The sequence below is a fragment of the Pelagerythrobacter rhizovicinus genome (assembly GCF_004135625.1).
GTDB classification, from domain to species: Bacteria; Pseudomonadota; Alphaproteobacteria; order Sphingomonadales; family Sphingomonadaceae; genus Pelagerythrobacter; species Pelagerythrobacter rhizovicinus.
In genome coordinates, this window is record NZ_SDPV01000001.1 from 508354 (window position 1) to 530093 (window position 21740).

Annotated in this window: 20 protein-coding genes and 1 other RNA gene; 7 read left to right on the plus strand and 14 right to left on the minus strand. The window is 66.6% G+C overall.

The window, feature by feature from the left end:
- Window positions 1-20: 20 nt before the first annotated feature.
- Window positions 21-1499: a sodium/proline symporter PutP gene (putP, locus tag ETX26_RS02465; RefSeq protein ID WP_129523107.1), complete on the minus strand. Its 1479-nt coding sequence runs from the start codon at window positions 1497-1499 to the stop codon at window positions 21-23.
- A gap of 345 nt (window positions 1500-1844) precedes the next feature.
- Here putP and ETX26_RS02470 point away from each other — a divergent pair, with 345 nt between their 5' ends.
- Complete coding sequence (locus tag ETX26_RS02470; protein WP_129523108.1) at window positions 1845-2600, plus strand: hypothetical protein; 756 nt, start codon at window positions 1845-1847, stop codon at window positions 2598-2600.
- A gap of 19 nt (window positions 2601-2619) precedes the next feature.
- Here the strand turns inward: ETX26_RS02470 and typA are convergent, their stop codons facing one another.
- The gene (typA, locus tag ETX26_RS02475; RefSeq protein WP_129523109.1) at window positions 2620-4440 is read right to left on the minus strand and encodes a translational GTPase TypA; all 1821 of its coding nucleotides are present in this window, start codon (window positions 4438-4440) and stop codon (window positions 2620-2622) included.
- Between the two features lie 376 nt (window positions 4441-4816).
- Between typA and ETX26_RS02480 the strand changes: the two genes are divergently transcribed.
- A complete protein-coding gene (locus ETX26_RS02480; RefSeq protein ID WP_129523110.1) occupies window positions 4817-7438 on the plus strand; it encodes a TonB-dependent receptor in 2622 nt (873 codons plus the stop codon).
- Between the two features lie 64 nt (window positions 7439-7502).
- Here ETX26_RS02480 and ETX26_RS02485 read toward each other — a convergent pair whose 3' ends face one another.
- Window positions 7503-10010 carry an ABC transporter permease gene (locus ETX26_RS02485; protein ID WP_129523111.1) on the minus strand — a complete coding sequence of 836 codons (2508 nt, stop codon included), beginning with the start codon at window positions 10008-10010 and terminating at the stop codon, window positions 7503-7505.
- 24 nt (window positions 10011-10034) lie between these two features.
- Entirely contained in the window at window positions 10035-10724 is a 690-nt protein-coding gene (locus ETX26_RS02490) for an ABC transporter ATP-binding protein (protein WP_129523112.1), read from the minus strand.
- A gap of 47 nt (window positions 10725-10771) precedes the next feature.
- Between ETX26_RS02490 and ETX26_RS02495 the strand changes: the two genes are divergently transcribed.
- Window positions 10772-11485 (plus strand): arylesterase, encoded by a 714-nt coding sequence (locus ETX26_RS02495; RefSeq protein WP_129523113.1) that lies wholly within the window; start codon window positions 10772-10774, stop codon window positions 11483-11485.
- Window positions 11486-11510: 25 nt separating this feature from the next.
- On the opposite strand, the gene recF is transcribed toward ETX26_RS02495, so the two are convergent.
- On the minus strand, window positions 11511-12593 hold the full coding sequence (recF, locus tag ETX26_RS02500) for a DNA replication/repair protein RecF (protein ID WP_129523114.1): 1083 nt from the start codon (window positions 12591-12593) through the stop codon (window positions 11511-11513).
- Between the two features lie 225 nt (window positions 12594-12818).
- On the opposite strand from recF, the gene ETX26_RS14390 reads away from it, so the two are divergent.
- Window positions 12819-12938 (plus strand): recombination protein F, encoded by a 120-nt coding sequence (locus ETX26_RS14390; protein WP_191984679.1) that lies wholly within the window; start codon window positions 12819-12821, stop codon window positions 12936-12938.
- Window positions 12935-13150: a PspC domain-containing protein gene (locus ETX26_RS02505; RefSeq protein ID WP_129523115.1), complete on the plus strand. Its 216-nt coding sequence runs from the start codon at window positions 12935-12937 to the stop codon at window positions 13148-13150. The genes ETX26_RS14390 and ETX26_RS02505 overlap by 4 nt, the downstream gene beginning before the upstream one ends.
- Before the next feature lie 21 nt (window positions 13151-13171).
- Here ETX26_RS02505 and ETX26_RS02510 read toward each other — a convergent pair whose 3' ends face one another.
- Genes ETX26_RS02510 through ETX26_RS02530 form a run of 5 tightly spaced genes read right to left on the minus strand, consistent with a single transcriptional unit; the run spans window position 13172 to window position 16701 of the window.
- Complete coding sequence (locus ETX26_RS02510; RefSeq protein WP_129523116.1) at window positions 13172-13954, minus strand: SDR family oxidoreductase; 783 nt, start codon at window positions 13952-13954, stop codon at window positions 13172-13174.
- Window position 13955: 1 nt separating this feature from the next.
- Window positions 13956-14495, minus strand: a complete 540-nt coding sequence (locus ETX26_RS02515) for an NUDIX hydrolase (RefSeq protein WP_129523117.1) — start codon at window positions 14493-14495, stop codon at window positions 13956-13958.
- A complete protein-coding gene (locus ETX26_RS02520) occupies window positions 14495-15169 on the minus strand; it encodes a TPM domain-containing protein (RefSeq protein WP_129523118.1) in 675 nt (224 codons plus the stop codon). Before ETX26_RS02520 ends, ETX26_RS02515 begins: the two co-directional genes overlap by 1 nt.
- A 3-nt stretch (window positions 15170-15172) precedes the next feature.
- Window positions 15173-15997 carry a TPM domain-containing protein gene (locus tag ETX26_RS02525; RefSeq protein WP_129523119.1) on the minus strand — a complete coding sequence of 275 codons (825 nt, stop codon included), beginning with the start codon at window positions 15995-15997 and terminating at the stop codon, window positions 15173-15175.
- Window positions 15998-16017: 20 nt separating this feature from the next.
- A complete protein-coding gene (locus tag ETX26_RS02530; RefSeq protein WP_129523120.1) occupies window positions 16018-16701 on the minus strand; it encodes a LemA family protein in 684 nt (227 codons plus the stop codon).
- A 160-nt stretch (window positions 16702-16861) separates the two neighbouring features.
- On the opposite strand from ETX26_RS02530, the gene mscL reads away from it, so the two are divergent.
- Together mscL and ssrA are read left to right on the plus strand one after the other, a co-directional pair.
- Window positions 16862-17299 carry a large conductance mechanosensitive channel protein MscL gene (gene mscL / locus ETX26_RS02535; protein ID WP_129524109.1) on the plus strand — a complete coding sequence of 146 codons (438 nt, stop codon included), beginning with the start codon at window positions 16862-16864 and terminating at the stop codon, window positions 17297-17299.
- Between the two features lie 40 nt (window positions 17300-17339).
- Window positions 17340-17685: a transfer-messenger RNA gene (gene ssrA, locus ETX26_RS02540) on the plus strand.
- 66 nt (window positions 17686-17751) lie between these two features.
- On the opposite strand, the gene ETX26_RS02545 is transcribed toward ssrA, so the two are convergent.
- From ETX26_RS02545 to ETX26_RS02560, 4 genes are all read right to left on the minus strand, one after another.
- Window positions 17752-18006 carry a hypothetical protein gene (locus tag ETX26_RS02545; protein ID WP_129523121.1) on the minus strand — a complete coding sequence of 85 codons (255 nt, stop codon included), beginning with the start codon at window positions 18004-18006 and terminating at the stop codon, window positions 17752-17754.
- Window positions 18007-18124: 118 nt separating this feature from the next.
- Entirely contained in the window at window positions 18125-19375 is a 1251-nt protein-coding gene (locus ETX26_RS02550; RefSeq protein WP_129523122.1) for an N-succinylarginine dihydrolase, read from the minus strand.
- Between the two features lie 101 nt (window positions 19376-19476).
- Complete coding sequence (locus ETX26_RS02555) at window positions 19477-20493, minus strand: arginine N-succinyltransferase (protein WP_129523123.1); 1017 nt, start codon at window positions 20491-20493, stop codon at window positions 19477-19479.
- On the minus strand, window positions 20490-21698 hold the full coding sequence (locus ETX26_RS02560; protein WP_129523124.1) for a hydrolase: 1209 nt from the start codon (window positions 21696-21698) through the stop codon (window positions 20490-20492). The genes ETX26_RS02555 and ETX26_RS02560 overlap by 4 nt, the downstream gene beginning before the upstream one ends.
- Window positions 21699-21740: the final 42 nt, after the last annotated feature.

The following is a 21740-nucleotide window of genomic DNA, read 5'->3' on the forward strand; positions in this document are numbered from 1 at the left end:
CCGCACGATGCGCCGCCCCCTCAGTTCGCCGGGACTGCTCGGGGCGTGGGCGCCGCCGTGCCGAGGCTCACACCCCAGATCGCGAGCCAGGACGCAATGAAGCCCGGGATGATCTCGTAAACACCTTCACCGCCGAGGAAGCTGGCATTCCACCCGAGGGCGATCCAGGCGATCACCACCGCCGCACCGGTCACCAGCCCCGCGGCAGCCCCCGCGCCGGTCATGCGGTTCCAGGTCAGCGAAAGGATGATCAGCGGGCCGAAAGCGGCGCCGAATCCCGCCCAGGCATTGGCCACCAGCCCCAGCACCCTACTCTCCGGATCGGATGCGATCACGATGGCGGCCAGGGCGACCAACAGTACGGCGAGCCGGCCGACGTTCACGATTTCGCGCTCGCTCGCGTCCTTACGCAGGAACAGGCGGTAGAAGTCTTCGGTCAGTGAACTCGACGACACGAGCAGCTGCGAACTGATCGTACTCATGATCGCCGCCAGCAGCGCCGCCAACAGGAAGCCCGTGATCAGCGGGTGAAACAGCAGGTTGGCAAGAACGATGAAGATCGTTTCCGGATCGTCGATCGCGAGGCCGTTGCGCGCGATGTATGCCCGGCCGGCGAGACCCACGCCCAGCGCCCCGATCAGACAGACGAACATCCATGTCATACCGATATTGCGCGCGACGGAGACATCCTTCTCGTCGCGGATGGCCATAAAGCGGACGATGATGTGCGGCTGCCCGAAATAGCCGAGACCCCAGGTCACCGCGGACAGGAACCCGATGAAGGTAAGGCCGTATCCGATATCGAGAAAGCCCGGTTGCACCTGCGTCAGCGATTCGCCGGCACTCCCGCCAGGTCCGAACATCACCACGAGCGGCATGAGCACCAAGGCAACAACCATGATGCAGCCCTGCACGAAGTCGGTGAGGCTGACGGCCAGAAAGCCGCCGATCATGGTATAGGCGAGCACGACGCCCGCGGTCAGCCAGATGCCGAACATGTAATCGCTCATGCCGACGTCGCCGAACGCGCCGGCGAAGCTGGTCATGAACAGCTTGCCACCGCCCACCAGCCCGGCCGCTGTGTAGACGGTGAAGAACACGACGATGATGATCGCCGAGATGACCCGTAGCGTCGTCGCCTTGTCGGGAAAGCGATTGGCGAGGAATTCGGGGATCGTCAGTGCATTGCCATAAGCGATGGTCTGTTGCCTCAGCCGCGGGGCGACCACGATCCAGTTGATCAGCGCACCGACGAACAGGCCAATACCGATCCAGGCTTCGACGAGGCCTGTCACGTAAAGCGCACCGGGCAATCCGAGCAGCAGCCAGCCCGACATATCGGATGCGCCCGCGCTGAGCGCTGCAACCGCCGGATGAAGCTGCCGCCCTCCGAGAAGATAGCCTTCGGAAGTGTCGGTCGACTTCTTCCAGGCATAGAGCCCGATGGCGAGCATCAGAATGAAATAGAGTGCGAGTGAAATGAGTGTTCCCGTCTGCATGTGCAGCGACGTAACAACGTTGCAGGCGGATTGCTACCGGCGGGCGGAAATTTGCAAGGAAGCCGGTGCTTGGAGGGTGCGGAACGAGCATTGTTTTCGTTGCCGTGCGAGAGACTGAAAGAATGCTATGGGGGTGCTGGCGATTCACTGTGTCACGAAGATTTGGCGCGGCTTTAGTTTACCAGACACGTGCTGAGGAATGCGCACTAGGGGCAATTCATGGAACGCCTCCGGGGCAGGCCGACAGAGCGGGGAGTCTGCCGCTGAAATGCTGGAATGTGACGGTTGGACAGCGTGTCGGAAACCGGGGCACCCATGCGGTCGTATCCGGTGGGGAGGTGATCGATGACCGGCCCGGTTGCTGCGACCCTTGCAATGGCACTCGGCTTCGTGGCGGTGCATGTGTTCGTCGGTCGCCTGACCTTCCTCGACGTTGTGCCACGCAGTCGCTGGCTCAGCTTCGCAGGCGGCGTCGCGGTCGGATATGTATTCCTCCACATCATGCCCGAACTGGGCGCGCATGCCGCCGCCTTCAGCGCCGGGACCGGCTATGCAACACCGGTGGCCGAAGCGGCGGTCTACACGCTCGCGCTGGCCGGCCTCGTGCTGTTCTACGGGGCGGAACGCGCCATCATCGTCTCGCGCGGCATGCGGCGCGCGAAGGAGGGCCGCGATCGGCCGGAGCGCGGAATGTTTCGGCTCCACATTGGCGCCAGCGCCCTGTTGATCTTCGTCATCGCCTACCTGCTCAACCACCGCGAGGATGCGACCGTGCCGGGCCTCGCGCTCTATTTCGTGGCGATGGCGCTGCACTTCATAACCGCTGACTATGGTGTACGCTGCCACCATCCCGAGCTCTACGACCGACAGGGCCGCTGGATCCTCGCCGCGGCCACCCTTGCCGGCTGGGGCGCAGGCGTGGCGGTCGCCCTGCCGCAGGTCGCCATCGGGGGGCTGTTCGCCTTCATCGGCGGCGCGATCGTGCTCGTCGTGCTCAAGGAAGAGCTGCCAGAGGAGCGGAAAAGCTATTTCCTGCCCTTCGTCGGCGGCGCAGTGCTCTATGCCATCTTGGCCGCGGGCGAGCTATACCTCGTGGCCTGACGGAGGGAAGCAGGCTGCCTCAGCTCTCCGCTTTGCGCTTCGCCTTCTTGCGTTCGTGCGGGTCGAGGATGGCCTTGCGGAAGCGGATGCTCGTCGGCGTCACCTCGACCATTTCGTCGTCGTCGATATAGGCGATCGCCTGTTCCAGGCTCATCCGGCGCGGCGGGGTGAGGCGGATCGCGTCGTCCTTGCCGCTCGAGCGGAAGTTGGTGAGCTGCTTGGACTTGAGCGGATTGACCTCCAGATCGTCGGGCTTGGCGTTCTCACCGATGATCATGCCTTCGTAAACTTTGGCCTGGGGCGAGATGAACAGTTCGCCGCGCTCCTCCAGCGCATTGAGCGCATAGCCGACCGCCTCACCCGCGCAGTTGGAGATCAGCACACCGTTGATCCGGCCCTCGATCGGACCCTTGTAGGCGTCGTACTTCTCGAACAGGCGGTTCATGATGCCGGTGCCGCGCGTGTCGGAGAGGAATTCGCCGTGATAGCCGATCAGGCCGCGGCTCGGCGCGGAGAAAGTAATGCGCGTCTTGCCCGAGCCTGAGGGGCGCATCTCGGTGAGGTCGGCCTTGCGGCGCTGCATCTTCTCCACGACCGTGCCCGAGTGCTCGTCGTCGACGTCGATCACCACGGTCTCGTACGGCTCTTGCCGCTGCCCGTTCTCCTCGCGGAACAGCACGCGCGGGCGGCTGATGCCGAGCTCGAAACCTTCGCGCCGCATCGTCTCGATCAGCACACCGAGCTGCAACTCGCCGCGCCCGGCGACTTCGAAGCTGTCCTTGTCGGCGCTTTCGGTCACGCGGATCGCGACGTTGCTTTCCGCTTCGCGCAGCAGGCGGTCGCGGATCATGCGGCTGGTGACCTTGCTCCCCTCGCGCCCTGCCATGGGGCTGTCGTTGACCGAGAAGCGCATCGCCAGCGTCGGCGGGTCGATCGGCTGCGCGGCGATCGGCTCCTTCACCGCCGGGTCGGCGATAGTGTTGGCGACGGTCGCCTTCTCGAGTCCGGCGAGCGCGATGATGTCCCCGGCGCGCGCACTGTCGACCGGTACGCGTTCGAGTCCGCGGAAGGCGAGCAGCTTCGTCGCGCGGCCCGTCTCGATCACCGTGCCGTTCATGTCGAGCGCGTGGATCGGGTCGTTGACGTTGACCGTGCCCGACTGGACGCGGCCGGTGAGCACGCGGCCCATGAAGTTGTCGCGGTCGAGGAGAGTGGCGAGGAAGGTGAACGGGCCGTTCTCGTCCAGGCCGGGGGCTGGGACATGGTTGACGATCCGCTCGAACAGCGGATCGAGCGTGCCTTCGCGCGCTTCCTGGTCTCCGCTGGCATAACCGTCACGGCCGCTGGCGTAGAGCACGGGGAAATCGAGCTGCTCGTCGTTCGCGTCGAGGCTGACGAACAGGTCGAACACTTCGTCGAGCACTTCCTGCGGGCGCCCGTCCGGCCGGTCGATCTTGTTGACGACGACAATGGGACGCAGGCCGAGTGCGAGCGCCTTGCCGGTGACGAACTTGGTCTGCGGCATCGCCCCCTCGGCACTGTCGACCAGCAGGATCACCCCGTCGACCATGCTCAGGATGCGCTCAACCTCGGCGCCGAAGTCGGCGTGGCCCGGTGTGTCAACAATGTTGATGCGCGTGCCGTTCCATTCGACGCTGGTGCACTTGGCGAGAATGGTGATCCCGCGCTCCTTCTCCAGGTCGTTCGAATCCATGGCGCGTTCTTCCACGCGCTGGTTCTCGCGGAAGGTACCCGACTGGCGGAAGAGCTGATCGACCAGTGTGGTCTTGCCATGGTCGACGTGGGCGATGATCGCCACGTTGCGAAGGGCGTCTGACATGTCTCGGGGCTTTCGGTTTTCTGCATGGCGCCGCGATTGTGCAGCGCAATAATCGCGCGCGCCCTAGACGAGGTGCGCCGACGGGGCAAGCGCGGGCTGAACCACAATAGGGACTCGCCTGCCGATTTTTCCTGCCGCTCACAGGCCCCTGACACGGATTGCCTCGCCGAAAAATACCCCGATCAGCGTGTGGTTGCGCGGCTATGGCGGCCTTGCCGTTACGTCACCTGTGACTCGAAGGGCACAGCTCTCGCGTGTGAATGAATCCGAATTGTCACAAGAACTTGAGAGGTTTCTGATGGGGACCTATTCGCCTCGGGGAACCGATGGCCGAATCCAAAGCGGCTGCACGTTCGACACTAGGAGAGGAACTTCAATGCGATTCACTGCTTCCGTTCGCACCCTACTGCTCGCAGGCGTGGCCGGCGTTGCATTTCCGGCGTCTGCCTTCGCCCAGGATGCCGCCGATCCCGCGGATCCGGCAAGCGCACAGGCCGAAGCGGCGCGGCAGATCGAGACCGGCGGCGAGATCATCGTGACCGCGACCAAGCGTGAACAGACCTTGCAGGAAACGCCGGTGTCGGTGAGCGTGACCAGCGGCGAGACGCTCGAACGTGCCGAGATCCGCGACCTGATCGACCTGCAGACGGTCGCGCCTTCGTTGCGGGTCAGCCAGTTGCAGAGTTCGGCCAACACGACGTTCATCATCCGTGGTTTCGGCAACGGTGCGAACAATGCCGGCATCGAACCTTCGGTGGGCGTGTTCATCGACGGCGTGTTCCGCTCGCGCTCGGCCGGTCAGATCGCCGACATCGCCAACGTCTCACGCGTGGAAGTGCTGCGCGGCCCGCAATCGACGCTGTTCGGCAAGAACGCATCGGCCGGCGTCATCTCGGTCGTCACCCGCGAGCCGCAGTTCGACTTCGGTGGCTCCGTCAGCGCGACCTACGGCAATTTCGACCAGATGGTGCTGAAGGGCGATGTAACAGGTCCGCTCACCGACAGCCTCGCGTTCTCGCTCGACGGCAGCTACAACAAGCGCGACGGCTACGTCGAAGTGGTCAATCTCGACGAGCGGATCAACGAGCGCGATCGCTACTCCGTCCGGGGGCAGTTGCTGTTCGAGAACGGCGGCCCACTTCGCGTTCGTGCGATTGCCGACTATTCCAAGATCGACGAACTATGCTGTTTCGCCGGCAACGTCATGGCGGGGCCGACCGTGCCGCTGATCTTCGCCGTCGGCGGTGAAATCGTGCCGGAGGATCTCTTCTCCGACCGGACCTATCTCGATACGCTGCCGGTCAACGAGATCGAGAACTATGGCGGCTCGATTCAGGCCGACCTCGAACTGGGCGCCCTGACGCTGACCTCGATCACCGCCTATCGCGAGCTGCGGTCGCTCAGCCAGCAGGACGTCGACTTCTCGAGTGCCGACGTCGTCAGCGAGCTGCGCGACCAGGCCTACGACACTTTCACGCAGGAAGTGCGGATCGCGTCGGACTTCGACGGACCGTTCAACTTCCTGCTCGGTGGGTTCTATTTCAACGAGAAGGTCGACCAGACCAGCGGGCTCACGAATGGCGAGGATGCTCGCCTGTTCTTCGACCTGCTGGCAGGCGGCGGCGTGCCGGGCACGCTGAGCACGGTGGAGGCGGCGCTCGGGTTCGAGCCGAATTCCATCTTTGCCGAGGGGCCCACGACGAGCGAACATTTCACACTCGACAATGAAGCCTACTCGATCTTCGGGACGCTCGACTTCCAGCCGATCGACGGACTGACGCTGACTGCCGGCTTCAACTACACCAAGGACAAGAAGGATTTCACCCTCGAACAGACCTCGTTCGACCCGCTTGCCAACGTGAACCTGGTCGACGCGGTGATCGTGGGACAGATCGCCGGCGCGCTCGGCATTCCGCCCAGCAGTGTCGATGCGGCGACGATCGCGGCTTTCCAGCAGGCGAACCCGGCCGCGTTCCAGATGATCGCCGCCGCGGCGACCGATCCCGACACGAATCCGTTGCTCGCCCTGCAGCCGCTGCAGTTCCTGCCGCCGTTCCTCGGCGTTCCCAACGCGGTGGAGCCAGGCCGCACGCGCGACGACGACTTCAGCTATACGCTGCGTGCCGCCTTCGACGTGACCGATCGGTTGAACGCCTACGTGACCTATGCGACCGGCTTCAAGGCGTCGTCGGTCAACCTCTCGCGCGACAGCCGTCCGCTGCCAGAGGATTACACGCCGGGTCCATACGGCAGCACGATCCTCGCACCGTCCTCGCCGATCCGCGACGCTGGACTCGCCGTGCCGAACCTGACGACGGGCACGCGCTTCGCGGGGCCGGAGGAGGCCGAGGTCTATGAAGTGGGCCTCAAGGGCGATTTCCCGGGCGTGAGGTTCAATCTGGCGCTGTTCGATCAGACGCTCGAAGGCTTCCAGTCGAACGTCTTCACGGGCACCGGGTTTGCGCTTGCCAACGCGGGCGAACAGTCGACGCGCGGCTTCGAATTCGACACGGTAGTCCAGCCGGTCGATCCGCTCGTCCTGACATTCGCGCTGACCCACCTCGACCCGAAGTACGACAGCTTCCCGAACTCGACCCTGGGTGATTTGTCGGGGCGGCGCCCCGCCGGCATTCCCGCGTGGACGATCGCGACTTCGGCGACCTACACGCACGAGTTCGGGATGAGCGGCAACGCGTTGATCGGTCGTCTCGACTACTACCACGAGAGCAACACGCAAATCACCGATGGCCTGACCGGGTTCGACACGGATGCCGAAGGCATGGCGATCGCGCGCCTGTTCCGCCGCGAGGTGAACCAGGTCAACGCATCGCTGACTCTTGCGCTCGACATGGGGCTGGAACTCAGCGCGTTCGTTCGCAACCTGACCAACGATCGCTACATGACGCAGATCTTCGACGGTGTGGCGCAGGCAGGCACGGTCTCGGGCTATCCGAACCAGCCGCGCACCTATGGTGGCACGGTTCGCTTCAAGTTCTGAGCCTACGATCGCATTGCAACGGGAAGGGGCCGCCTTGCGCGGCCCCTTTTCTTTTGCGCAGTATTCAGAGCGTTCTGAGCGCCTGAGCCGGCTTGGCTCTCAGCAGCGGCAGCGAGCCCGCCAACGCGAAGATCAGTACGACGGCAAGCCCGGCGCCGAGCACCGCAAGCATCGCAGCCCAATCGGGTAGCCAGTCGAACTCGAAAAGCTGGGTGATCACCGCCCAGGCGAGCGCGCTGCCAAGCGCGAAGGCGACCACGGCGAGGGCCGAGGCGAGCAGGCCGTACTCGACCAGTTGCATCACCAGTATCTGCCGGCGGCTCGCGCCGAGCACGCGCAGGACCACGGTGTCGTAAGTCCGCGCCGCGCGCGCAGCGGCGATCGCACCGATCAGTACGGCGAGCCCCGCGAGCACCGCGACCGAGGCGGCGGCGAAAGTCGCCAGCCCCACCTGGCCGAGGATCGTGCGCGCTTCAGTCAGGATCTGCCCGACCTCGATCACCGAGCTCGAGGGAAACTCCCGCACCAGCTGGCGCAGCAGCGGCCCCGTGGGCGCGCCCGCGGGAAGGTCGATCGTCGCGGCGAGGTTGTGCGGCGCGTCGGCGAGCACGTTGGGGCTGAACACGAAGACGTAGTTGAAGCCCATGCTCTCCCAGTCGATCCGCCGCAGGTTGGCGACCCGCGCTGTGCGCTCGATGCCGAGCACACCGACGGTGACGTAGTCGCCCACCTCGATGCCGGCGGCCTTCGCGAGCTCCTCGTCGACCGAGACCAGCGGCTCCCCGGTCCACATCGGGCCCCACCACTCGCCCTCGACGATCGCGTTGCCCGGCGGCACGGTATCGGCATAAGTCAGCCCCCGCTCGCCGCGCAGGCCCCAGGCGCCGTCGGGAATCTCCTCCAGGTCAGCGACGCGCGTCATGGCGTCTCTCGGCCCATAGGCGAGGACGGCACCGCGGAGCGCGGGTACTGTGCGGATCTCCGCCTCCGGCTGATCGTCGCGGATCAGCGCCTCGAACGCCGCCACGCGATCGCGGGGAATGTCGAGCACGAAGTAGTCGGGTGCCTGCTGCGGCACGCGCCGCTCGATATTGCCGCCGATCGCGGTCTGGATACCGGCCAGGAGCACAAAGGCCGAGAGGCCGAAACCGAGTGCCGTCACCAAGGCGCCGGTAGAGGAACCGGGGCGGTGGAGATTGGCAATCGCATTGCGCAGCAGCGGGCTCGCCGGGCGGGGCAGCCGCGCCGCCACGTAGCGGATGCCGTACCCGAGCAGGGCCAGCAGCCCCAGTGTTGCCCCCGCGCCGAGCAGGAACAGTGCCGCCAGATCGGGCTGGCGCGAAGTCAGCAGAACGAGCGCGACGATCCCCGCCAGTCCGCCGAGCACCCAGCCGAGTGCGGTGCGGTCGCGCATCAGCGGCGCCACCCGGGCGCGCATCAGCGCCATGGCCGGAAAGCGGCGCGCGCGCAGCAGCGGCGTCGCGGCGAAGACCAGCGCCACCAGCAGGCCGTAACCGGCCGCGAGCAGCAGCGCGCCCGGCGCGAAGACGAACCCGCCTTCGACCGGCAGCAGGTCTTGCAATGCGGCGGAGAGCAGGGGCGTGACCAGCAGCCCTGCGGCAAGCCCGAGTACGCTGCCGACGACCGCCGCTGCCGCGATCTGCAGCGCGTAGATGCGCGCGATGTCGCCGCTCGTGGCGCCGAGCACCTTGAGCGTCGCGATGCTGGTCCGCCGCGCTTCCAGGTAGGACGTTACGCCGCCACCGATGCCGATTCCGGCGATGACCAGCGCGGCGAGGCCGACCAGCGTGAGGAACTCGCCCATGCGACCGACGAAGCGGTCCGCGCCCGGCGAGGCGCGGTCGCGCGTGCGGAAGTCGAAGCCCGCTTCGGGGAAGCGCTCCGCCAGTGCCTCTTCCACCACTTCGGGATCGCGGTCGGGTTCGAAAGCGACGCGGTACTTGCTCTGGTACATTGCACCCGGCGCGATCAGGCCCGCGCGGTGGGGTAGGGCGACGTCGACGATCACCGTCGGGCCGAGCTGGAAGCCTTCGGAGAGCCGATCGGGCTCGTCGGCGATCACGCCGGCGGCGGTCAGCTCCTGCGTGCCGATGCGGAAGCGCTCGCCGACTTCGATCCCGAGCCGGTCGATCGCACCCTGCGCCAGCCATGCCTCGCCGGGCGCGGGAGCACCTGCGGTGTGGCCGCCGGCCAGAGTCAGCGTGCCGTAGAGCGGCCAAGCGGCGTCGACCGCCTTGAGCTCGACCGGCGCGGCGTTGTCGCCCGTGGTCGCCATGGCCTGCAGCCGCGTGCCGCCCGATATGCGGCCGTACTCCGCGAGCGCCGCTTTTTCCTCCGGTCGCAGGTCACGCTGCCAGACCTCGATCTCGAGATCGCCGCCGAGCAGTACTTGCCCCCGGTCGGCCAACTCCCCCTCGATCGCCCCCGTCAGCGTTCCGATCGCGGCCAGCGCGCCGGTGCCGAGGAACAGGCATACGAGCAGCAACCGCAGCCCCTTGAACCGCGCATTGAGATCGCGCTGCGCGATCCGCCAGGCTGTGGACCAGGTCATACGGCGCCTTCGCGTGAACCAGGCTCACCCACGGCGGTCGCTCGCGATACGGCCGTCTTCGATCGTCACCACCCGGTCGCAGCGCTCCGCCAGCTCCGGATCATGCGTGATGACGAGCAGCGTCGCCCCGGTTTGGGCTCGACGGGCGAAGAGAAGGTCGATGATCCCGTGCCCGGTCGCGACGTCGAGATTGCCGGTCGGCTCGTCGGCGAAGATGAGGCTCGGGCGAGAGGCCGTCGCGCGGGCGATAGCGACGCGCTGCTGCTCGCCGCCCGAAAGCTGCTGCGGGTAATGGTCGAGCCGGTGGCCGAGACCGACCGCTTCGAGCTCGGCGCGCGCACGGGCCTGCACATCGCTGTCGCCGGCGAGCTCCATCGGCGTCGCCACGTTTTCGAGCGCGGTCATGGTGGGGAGAAGGTGAAAGGCCTGGAGCACGATCCCGATGTGCCCGCGCCGGGCAAGGGCCAGCGCGTCCTCGTCCATCGCTGCGAAATCCTGCCCGGCCACCATCAGGCTGCCGCCGCTCGCCCGCTCCAACCCCGAGAGGACCGCCATGAGGGAACTCTTGCCCGAGCCGGATGGGCCGAGGAGCGCGAGCACCTCTCCCTGCGCCACGTCGAGGTCGACGCCGCGCAGGATCTGGACCGGAGCGCCGGTCTGGCCGAGGGTGAGGGTGAGGTTGCGCGCGGAAATCGCGAGAGAGGGGTTTGTCACAGCGCGGCGATGGCATAGGCAGGCGCGACGAACAAGGAGCCTCGCCGATGCATCTCAGCCGTCTGTCGATCCTGGCCGCTCTGGCGCTGGCCGCCTGTGGGGGCGAAGCGCCGCAGCGCGAGCCCACGCCCGCAACGGAGCGGCCGGCCGATGCCGTGCCCGCGATGGGACCGGAGCGCCACATCCTGGCGTTCGGCGACAGTCTCTTCGCCGGGTATAACCTGGCGAAAGAGGAGAGCTACCCTGCGCGCCTGGAGGCGGCGCTGCGGGCGCAGGGGATTGACGCGCAGGTCGCCAATGCAGGCGTTTCGGGGGACACGACGGCAGCTGGACTTCAGCGGCTCGCCTTCACGCTCGACTCCCAGGAGGAAACGCCCGATCTCGTGATCCTCGAGCTTGGCGGGAACGACCTGCTGCGCGGCCTGTCGCCCGAGGAGACGAAGGCCAACCTCGCAAGCATGCTCGACATCCTGGAGCAGCGCGAGATCCCGGCCCTGCTGATGGGCATGCGCGCGCCGCCGAATTACGGACCGGAATTCCAGCAGGCGTTCGACGCGCTCTACCCCGCGCTGGCCGAGGAGTATGGGGTGGCGTTGGTGCCCTTCTTCCTGGAGGAGGTCTACGACCAGCCACGACTGATCCAGCCGGACCGGATTCATCCGACGGCCGAAGGCATCGAGACGCTCGTTGGTGCGACGGTGGACGTGGTCGCGGAGGCGCTGCCGGAAGAGGTTGGCAACGAAGATACTGCCGAAAACTAGCACGAGCTCCTGCCTGCGCGGGGGCTCACGCCCGAACCACCGCTCCCCCCGCAACCTCCCACATTGCCGCTTCCCCTTGGATATCCGCGAATGGCGCTCGCTCGGTGCCCGTGAGCCACACTTGTGCGCCCCCTGTGCGCAGCCGCGCGAACAGGGCTTCGCGTCGCAGAGGGTCGAGATGCGCGGCTACCTCATCGAGCAGCAGGAGGCCCGGCCGGCCCTTGGCGGCCAGTTCGGCATGCGCGAGCGTGATCGCGATCAGCATCGCCTTCTGCTCGCCGGTCGAGCAGATCGCGGCAGGAGCGCCTTTGCCGGCCATGGTGACTTCGAGATCGTCGCGATGGGGGCCGGTGAGCGTACGCGCGGCTTGGCGATCGCGGCGGCGGCTCTCGCGCAGGGCGGCGGCGAGGTCCGCCGGATCAGCCGGGCCGCCCGCGGCATAGGCGAGGGCGGGGCGGGCAAACGGCTCCTCCGGCAGCTCAGCCAGCGCCCCGGCGAGCGCGACAATCGTGCGCGCGCGCGCCTTGGCCAGTGCACTGCCGTGCTCGGCGAGGTGACGCTCGACCCCGTCCAGCCAGACCGGATCCGGCGGAGCGTCGTCGGACAACAGGCGGTTGCGCTCGCGCAAGGCGGCCTCGTAGCGCGTCGCGTGGCGGGCATGGGCCGGATCGAGGGCGAGCGTCATGCGGTCGACGAAGCGCCGCCGCCCGCCCGCGCTGTCGGTGAACAGGCGGTCCATAGCTGGGGTCAGCCAGCTTATCGCCAGCCATTCGCCGAGGCTGGCCGCGCTCGCTTCCGCGCCGTTGACCTGCACCAGGCGCCGGTTTGGGCGATCGGGCCGGGCAAAGGTGCCGAGCCGCACCGGCTCGCCGCCGCCGGCCGCAAGCGACGCGCCGATGGCGAAGCCGCCTGCGCCGCCGCCGCGTGCCATCTCCGCAAGCGGCGCACGGCGCAGGCCGCGGCCCGGAGCCAGGAGCGAAAGCGCCTCCAGCACGTTGGTCTTGCCGGCGCCGTTCTCCCCCGTGAGCAGATTGAACTGCGCGGTTCCCGACAGCTCGCTGCGCGCGTGATTGCGGAAGTCGGAGAGGGAGATCAGGTCGAGCGCCATCGAAGCGGGGGCGATAGCCGGGCGGTCTCGCCAAGACTATCGGTTTCTCCGATCCCGACATGTGGTGAAATTTCCCAACCCTCGGCGACTAACGACTGGTGAACTCTCCATGCGGGTTCCAAAAGTGGCAGAATTCCGCCGTTTTCATGAATTGGCACGCGCCGTGCAAAGCAGGGAGCGTTCGCGGGATCGGCCCTCGAACAGCACAAGGAAGGGAAAGTTTCGATGCAGTCGTTCAATCAGATGAGCAACCGGGTCCTCGCCGCGGTTTCCGCTTTCGCCGTGTCGGCCGTGTTCTTCGCCGCCGCGATCGTCCCCGCCAGCCCGGCCGGTATCCTGGTATGAACCGGCCCGAGCGTAACCGCCCCGCCGTGGCGCCGGAGCGTAGCTTTCATCTCGACAAGCGGAATGGCAAGCTCTTCGGCGTCTGCAGCGGGATCGCCGACTACTTCGGGGTCAACGCCACCTGGGTCCGCATCGGCTTCGTCGCCGGCACGCTGATCGGGTTCGGATCGCTGATCCTGGTCTACCTCGCGATCGCACTGATCGCCGATTGACTGGTCCCCGGCGGGGGCCCGTCACATCGCCGAGATACCGCCGTCGAGCTTGAGCTCCGCCCCGGTCATGAAGCGGCTTTCGTCGCTGGCCAGATAGACCACGGCGTTGGCGATATCGTCCGGCTCTCCCACGAATTTCAGCGGAATCTGCCGCGCCAGCTTCTCCAGCAACACGCCCTTGTCGAGATTGTGATGCCGCGCCGTCCCGTCGAGGATCGGCGTGTCGACGAATGTCGGGTGCACCGAGTTGCAGCGGATGCCCATGTTGTTTTTCGCGCAGTGCAACGCGATCGACTTGGTCAGCATCCATACCGCGGCCTTGCTCGCATTGTAGGCGGGCATCGTGTCGCTCGCGATAAGTCCGGCGATGCTCGAGATGTTGACGATCGATCCCGGCGCATGCTCGCGCATCAGCGGCAGAGCCTTCTGGCAGCCGTGGAAGATCGAATCGACATTCACCGCGAAGCAGCGCTTCCAGTCCTCGAAATCGCAAGCCTCGATATTGCCGCCGACGCCGATCCCGGCGTTGTTGACCAGCACGTTGAGGCCCCCGAGCTGTTCGCGCGCAGCTTCGACCGCGGCGCTCCAATGATCCGGATCGGTCACATCGTGCGCGACCGAGAAGGCCGAGCCGCTGCCGTAGCTTTCGTTGATCGCGACTGCGGTTTCCGCCGCGCCATCGCCGTTGATATCCGTGCACAGCACCCGGGCGCCTTCTTCCGCCAGCCGCCGCGCGTGCGCCGCGCCGAGGCCCTGTGCCGCGCCCGTCACCAGCGCCAGCTTGCCCGCGCACCTGCCCGCCATATCAATCCTCTCCGATGAAGCCGCCAGCCAGCAGCATGGCAATCCGTACGTCGACGCCGTGCCCCAGCGCGCGCCGCTGGGCAACGAATTGCGGCAGGTCGGCGAGGGGGACGCGATGAACGGTGATGTCCTCGCTGTCGGTGCCGCCGCCGTCGCCCACTTTGGTCAGCCCGCGGGCGCGCATCAGCGTGAAGCTCTCGCTGACCATGCCGGGGGAGGAGAAGAACTCGCCGCAGCTCTCCATCCGCGCGGCACGGTAGCCGGTTTCCTCCTCGAGCTCGCGCGTGGCGGCCGCTTCGGCTTCCTCGCCCTCGAGGCTCTCGTCGTCCCCGATCAGTCCGGCGGGCAGCTCGAGGCAGACCTTTCCCAGCGGCACCCTGTACTGCTCGACCAGCAGCACGTGCCCGTCTTCGACCGCGAGGATCGCCGCCGCGCGAATGCCGCGTGCACGGCCGACGTATTCCCAGCGGCCGCGCTTCTTGGTGGTGAGATACTTGCCCTGCCAGACGATCTGCTCGGGCGCGTCGTGATCGGCCGCCATCAGACTTCGATCAGCCGGTCGGGCAATTCGTTGGTGTCGTCGTCCGCGCGCGGAAAGTGGCCGGCGAGGACCTTGCCCACATCGCGCACGCCGGCGGCCATGCCTTCGGCCAGGCGGCTCTGTTTGATTTCCACCAGCATGTCGGCCATCGCCTCGCCCCAGACCTCGGCCGGGACTTTCTCGGCGATCGGCTGGTCGGCGACGATCTCCGCACGATGCTCGCGTATCGAGAGATAGATCAGCACGCCCGTGCGTCCATGCGTGCGCCGCTCGGCCCCGACCTTGAACAGCTTCACGGCCTTGGCATGCACGCGCGCGTCCTTCACCGGGCCGGGCACGAGCCAGAACTTGAGCGGCTGCCAGAGCTGGATCGCCCAGACGGCGGCGAACTTGATGAGGCCGAGCGCGGTGAGCATGCCGAACAGCTCGCCGGCGGTCCATTCGTGTGTCCAGCCGCCCATCAGCCAGTCGACCTTGTCGAGGAAGAAGTCCGGGAACAGCGCCACGACGCTCATGGCGGTAAACGCCGCGGCAATCGCCCAGAGAAGGGCCATGTCGTTGTACTCGTCGGACCGGTCGGCGAGCACGGTGACGATCTCGCCCGACGTTTCGAGCTCGGCTGCGGAGACCGCTTCGGTGACGATCCGGTGCTGGTCGGCTGTCAGATACTGCATCGCCTACCACCCCCCGGAGGCGCCGCCGCCCCCGAAACTGCCGCCGCCGCCGGAGAAGCCGCCGAAACCGCCGCCTCCGCTGCCGAACCCTCCAAAGCCGCCACCGCCGCCCCAGTCGTCGTCGGTGAGCCCACGGGCAACAGCCTTCCCGGCTTCCCAGAGGATGATGTCGCCGACGAGACCACCCATGCCGCTGCGATAACGTCGTTTGCGGCCACGCCCGAGCATCGGGAGGACGAAGAAGAAGAACAGGAAGGCGAGCCAGATCAACGCACCAAACGGAAAGCCGCCGTCGCTCTCACGCGCCTGCTCTGCCTGTGCGGCGACTTGCGCCGCTTCCTCGGGGGGCAGTTCGAGCTGGTTGATGATCCTGTCCGCGGCCATCGCAATGCCGCCCGAATAGTCGCCCTCGCGGAAATAGGGCTTCATCGCCTCGATATATTCGAACGCCAGCCCATCGGGGATCACCCCTTCGAGGCCGTATCCGACCTCGATCCGCATCCGCCGTTCGTTGGGCGCAACGATCAGGATGATGCCGTCGTTGTTCTCCGCATCCCCCAGCCCCCAGGCGCGGCCGAGACGGTAGCCGTAGTCGGCGATGTCGTAGCCCTGCAGATCGGGGATCGTCGCAATCACGAACTGCCGCTGGCTACGCTCTTCGAAAGCGTCGAGCTTCTGCGTCAGCGCCGCTTCGGTGGCCTCGTCGATGATGTTCGCGCCATCGACGACCGGCGCCGTCCCGCGTTCGGGGAACTCCTGCGCCGCGGCGGGCAAGGCGAGGCCCACCGCCGCAGCGAGGATCAGGAGCAGGCGAACCAGCTCGCGCATCGCGCCTGTCCGGCAGGCGATCAATTGTTCGCCGCGGCGGGCTGTTCGGCGGTATTGTCGTTGTCGTTGGCGCCGGCATCGGCCCCGGACGCGCTGCCGCCGACGCCCATGTCGAGCGTAGGGGCGACTTCGGCGCCGGGCGTCACCGACTCGTACGGCACCATCGGTTCGGCACCGTGGATGATGTTCGCGCCGATCGTGTCGGGGAATGTGCGGATCGTGGTGTTATACTGGCGCACCGCCTCGTTGTAGTCGCGGATGGCGACGCGGATGCGGTTCTCCTGCCCTTCGATCTGGGTCATGAAGCGGCCGAAGTTCTCCTGGCTGCGGAGTTCGGGGTAGCGCTCGACCGAGACGAGCAGGCGGCTCAGTGCGCTGCCGAGCGAGTTCTGCGCCTGCTGGTACTGCGCCATGGCGGCGGGATCGGAGAGGTCTTCCCCGTCCACCTGGATTTCTGGCCGGGTGGCCGAGGCGCGGGCCTCGATCACCTGGTTGAGCGTCTCACGCTCCTGCTCGGCGGACGAGAGAACGATCTGCTGCAGGTTCGGGATGAGATTCGCGCGCTCCTGGAACGCGGCCTGGACGTCGGCCCACTTGGCCTTGGCGTTCTCTTCCGCCGCGGGGACCGAGTTGATCCCGCATGCGGCCAGGCCCAGCGACGCGAGCGCAACGAGCGAAAAACGGCGGATGGACTTCCAGTTCATCGAAACAAGCTCCCGTTGTGCGAGCACGTCATGCCGCAACAATCTGTGTTGTGCAGATAGCACACCGCGCTTCCATTTCAAGGAAGTCGGTGGCTCTTGGCACCGCCGTATCATGCTGGCAGAAGATGGTGGCGGGACAACTTCGAAGGGGACCCACGCGATGCTTTCGGATTTCAAGGCCTTCATTGCCAAGGGAAACGTGATGGAGCTGGCGGTCGCGGTGATCATCGGCGCGGCCTTCGCCAAGATCGTCACTTCGCTGACGGAGGACGTGATCATGCCGGTGGTGGGCTGGATATTCGGAGGGGTCGACTTCTCCAACTATTTCATCCTGCTGAGCACGCCGGAGGGTTACCAGGGTGCGCCGGACGACTACCTTGCGCTGAAGGAAGCGGGCGCAGCGATGATCGGCTACGGGTCGTTCATCACCGCGGCGATCAATTTCCTGATCCTGGCCTTCATCATCTTCCTGCTCGTGCGATACGCGAAGAAGGTGATCGAGGAGTTCGAGAAGAAGCCGCCGGAGGAAAAGCCAGCGGGCCCGACCGAGCTCGATCTGCTCAAGGAAATACGCGACGAGTTGAGGAGGCGGGGTTGAGACTTCCGCCGCCGCCCCGGGGGCGGGAGGCGGCGCCTGGTCACTTCACATTAAGCTGCGGGTCCCTATATAGGTCTCGCCGGTTTCGGCCGGCTATGGCGATAAACTGCGGTGTGCAATAGGCACAACGGACCCGGGGGCAGTACCCGGCGGCTCCACCACCAGCGGCGCGTCACCGCCGTTGATGACGGGGCCGAACCAGGATCGACGTGTGTTGAAAAGCACTGTTTTCGCCCGGGCTGAGTAACCCGTTAAAGGCTCAAAACTCACAAGTGCCAACGACAACGAAGCACTTGCTCTCGCTGCGTAATGTGACGGCCTAACGGCCTGAATTTACAAAGCTAAGAGCACGGTTCGGACCGAACCGGGTAACAGAATCGGAAACCGGGGGCCCGGGGGAGCCTAGCAACAGAATCCCCCACTCATTCTTCCAGTTCAGCTTGCCGGATGGCTCAGCGCGTGGGGCCGTTGGAGGCGGACGCCGTTGCCGCCCGCTCCCGCTCGTAGCGCAAGGCATCCAGGATTTTCGCCCCGGCGAGGAACACTGCGCCAGTGCAGGCGAGGAACAGCAGCTTGCCGCCCCAGCCGGGGAACTGCTCGATATAGGCCGAGCCGCGCGCCGTCGCGCCCAAGGCGAGCGCGTAGATGATCAGATAGGCCTCGGCGCGCGTCTTGATGACGAACAGCCGGCCGATCTTCCTGAACATTCGCACCCCTTCGTTACCGTCGCAGCGCGCACGCGCCCCGCTGTGAGCGACGTTCCGCGCTCCATCGCGGTTAACAGGTCTGCGAGAGTAGGGGTTCCCTGCGCGCCGTCCAAGCGCCCTAGAGGTCCGATAATCCGAGTGTTTCAAGAAGGGACGCGCGTGCCGAACGCACGTCGCGGGCCAGTGCCACGTTGCCGAGATCGGCGGGGTCGATCTGTTCCGGCCAGGCGCCGGCGATCACGCGCTCGATCTGCTCTGCCTTCGCTTCGTCGAGCAGGAACCGCGGGTCGATGGTCGCGGGGTCGGCGACCACCCGCAACCGCAGGCAAGCCGGACCGCCTCCATTAGCCATCGACTGTCGCACATCGACCGGAATGACCTGCCGGATAGGGCCGTTGCTTGCGAGCATCGTCTCGCACCAGCCCCACACTGCTGCGCTTTCGCGGCATTCCTCCGGCACGATCAGCGCCATCTCGCCGGTGGGAAGCGTGAGGAGCTGTGCGTTGAACAAGTAGGTGCGAATGGCTTCCTCGAGGCTGACCGCGCTTGCCGGGACTTCGACCACCTCGAGCGCGGGGAATCTCGCCCGAATCGACTCGCAGGCGCGGGCCTGGTCGGCGAAGGCCTGTTCATGCGTGAACAGCACCCGCTCGTTCGCGACTGCGACCACGTCGTTATGAAACGCGCCCGCTTCTATCGCCGCCGGGTTCTGCTCGATGAACACGGTGCGCTCGGGATCGAGACCGTGAAGACGCGCCACCGCGCGGCTCGCCTGCTCGTGCTGGCGTGCGGGGAATTTGCCGCCCGGGCGGCCGTAGACGAACACTTCGACGCCGGACGCGCCGTGTCCCTCGCAGAACCGCATGTGATTGGCCGCGCCCTCGTCGCCGAGACTCGGCGGGATAGTGTCGTGAATCGCGAAATGCGCCGTATCGGCGAAGGCAACGTCCAATTGGCGCTTGGTGTCGGGCCATTCCTGCGCGCGGTGCAGCATGGCCGAAAGGTTGGCCGGCGTCAGATGGCAGCGCCCATCCGCCGTGTCGGGCGCGGGGCTGACGGTCGCCGCATTGGCGGTCCACATCGAGCTTGCCGACCACGCTGCGGCGAGCAGCGCACGGTCTGCCGTCTCGTCGACTGCCAGTCGCGCCAGCAGGGCATGGTTCGGGCGCGGCAGGGGGAGGAGGAAGCCCTGCGGCAGCCCGCGCGCCATGTTGCCGCGCATCTTCGCCAGTCCCTGCAGCGCCGCGGCACGCGGGTACGAGGGGCTACCCCTGTGACTTGCGCTGGCGATATTGCCGAGGCTGAGGCCCGCGTAGTTGTGGCTCGGGCCGACGATGCCGTCGAAGTTGATTTCCTGAAGCAAAGGCATTCTCCGTTCGCCCTGAGCCTGTCGAAGGGCCGCTCTTGCTTTGGTCCGTTGCACGCAGAAAGTGCGGGGCTTCGACAAGCTCAGCCCGAACGGGTTTGAGGTTACCGCGCCACGCTCCACACCTCGTCGCCGGGCCCGACGCGCAGCGCCCTGGCGGCCGTCTCGTCGACGGCGAGCGTGCCCTCGGGCGTGACTTCGCGCATGCCGTAGGCCGAGCGAAAACTGTCCAGCCTGCCAGCCGCGATGATCGCGCGCTCGCCGTACTCGAGATCGCACCGCTCGATTTGATGCGCGCGCGCCTCGGTAACACTCTTCACCTGATCGGTCCGGGCGGTCATCGTCGGTCCACCGTCGAAGATGTCGACGTAGCCTTCATAGGCGAAGCCCTCGTTCTCCAGCATCTTCATCGCCGCACGGCCCGAGGGGTGCGGCAAGCCGATCACGCTGCGCGCGTCGTCGTCGAGCATCGCGATATAGACCGGATGCTTCGGCATCAGGTCGGCGATGAACTGGTTGCCGTTGATCGCATTGAAATAGTCGGCTTCCTGGAAGCTCATTCCGAAGAAGCGTCCCGCGACCCCGTCCCAGAAGGGCGATCCGCCGCGCTCGTCGATGATCCCGCGCAGCTCTGCCAGCACGCGGTCGGCGAAGCGCAGGCGGTGCATTGCGATGAAGAGGTAGCGGCTGCGCGCCAGCAGCAGGCCCAGGCCGCCCGCGCGCTCCCCCGGATGGAGGAACAGTCCGCCGACCTCGCTGCATCCCTCCAGATCCGTCACGAGGCTGAGCAGTTCCGCGCGCACCGTGCGGTTCAGTTCCTGCGAGTGCTGCGTCAGGGTCGTCAGGCGGTAGGAGTAGAACGGCCATTGCTGACCGACCTGGGTGAAAAGCTGGCACGTGCCGCGCACCTCGCCGGTCGCGGTGTTTTCGAGCACGAGCACGAACTGATCGTCGCCGAGCGTGTCGTCGGTGCGCGCGAAGGCCTTGGCTGCGCGGTCCAGCTTGGCGGAGAGCGCATCGCGATCGGGCGGCAGGTTGGTGAACCCGCCGCCGGTGAGTTTCGCCATTTCGTAGATCGGTTCGAGGTCGTCGGTGCGCGCGGCGCGCAGGGCGAAGGTCAAATGGGGTCTCCGTTGGCGAGATGGCGCAGCACGAGCGCGCTTAGGGCGGCGCGTTCGGCGAGCGAGGATACGATTAGGAACTCGTCCGGCGAATGGATCGCGCCGCCGCGCACGCCCATGGTGTCGACCACGGGCACGCCGGTGGCGGCGATATTGTTGCCGTCGCACACCCCGCCGGTCGATTTCCAGCCGATCTCCTGGCCGAGCGAGGCGCCGCAGTCGCGCACGAGGTCGAACAGCTTCTGCGCTCGGCGGTCGACCGGCTTGGGCGGGCGGGTGATGCCGCCGTGGCGGTGGATCGCGACTTCGTGGGCTTGCTGCACATCGCCGATCAACGCGGCGAGACCGGCTTCGAAGCCTTGCGCCGCATCGGGGCTCTTGGGCCGGATGTTGAACCGCAGCACGGCGTGGTCAGGCACGACGTTGTTGGCCGATCCGCCTTCGATCTTCGCTGGATTGACCGGGCACTCAGAATTCTGGAGCCGCTTGAGGCCCAGCACCAGCGCCGCCGCGGCGACGATCGCGTTGCGCCCGTCCTCCGGATTGCGCCCGGCATGGGCCGAGCGGCCGGTAATGGTGAGCGAATAGTTGCCGCTACCGCCGCGGGCGTGCGCCAGCGTACCGTCGGGCAGGGCGGAGGGTTCGTAAGTCAGCGCCGCATACTTGCCGCGGGCGAGCTCCTCGATCAGCGGCGCTGAGGCGAGCGAACCGGTCTCCTCGTCCGAATTGATCATCACGTCGTAGCCGAGCTTGTGCGCATCGCCGCTCGCCTCGAACGCCGTGAGCGCGTGGAGGATCACCGCGATCCCACCCTTCATGTCGGCGAGGCCTGGGCCGTTGAGCGTGTCGTCGTCGATCCAGCGCTGTTCTTGGAACGGATGGTCGGCGGGGAAGACGGTGTCCATGTGGCCGGTCAGCAGCAACCGCCGCTCGGCCTCGGGCCGGACGCGGAGCACGAGGTGCTGCCCGAACCGCCGTTCGACCTCGCGCCCGTCGGCGGCGATCGCGGTGACGGGGGCGGGATCGACCAGCGCGATCTTGCCAGGCAACGCGGAGAACGCCTCCGCCAGCGCATCGGCCTGCCGCGCCAGCCCATCGAGATTGTCGGTGCCGGTGTTGATGGCGCTCCAGGCCTGCACCTGCTCCAGCATCGCCTGCCGGTCGATCGCCTCGAGAATGGCTGCGCTGTCGTTATCCGGTTTCATCCGCAACTGCCTCTAGCTTGGGCGCGCAGTCAGTCCAACCCC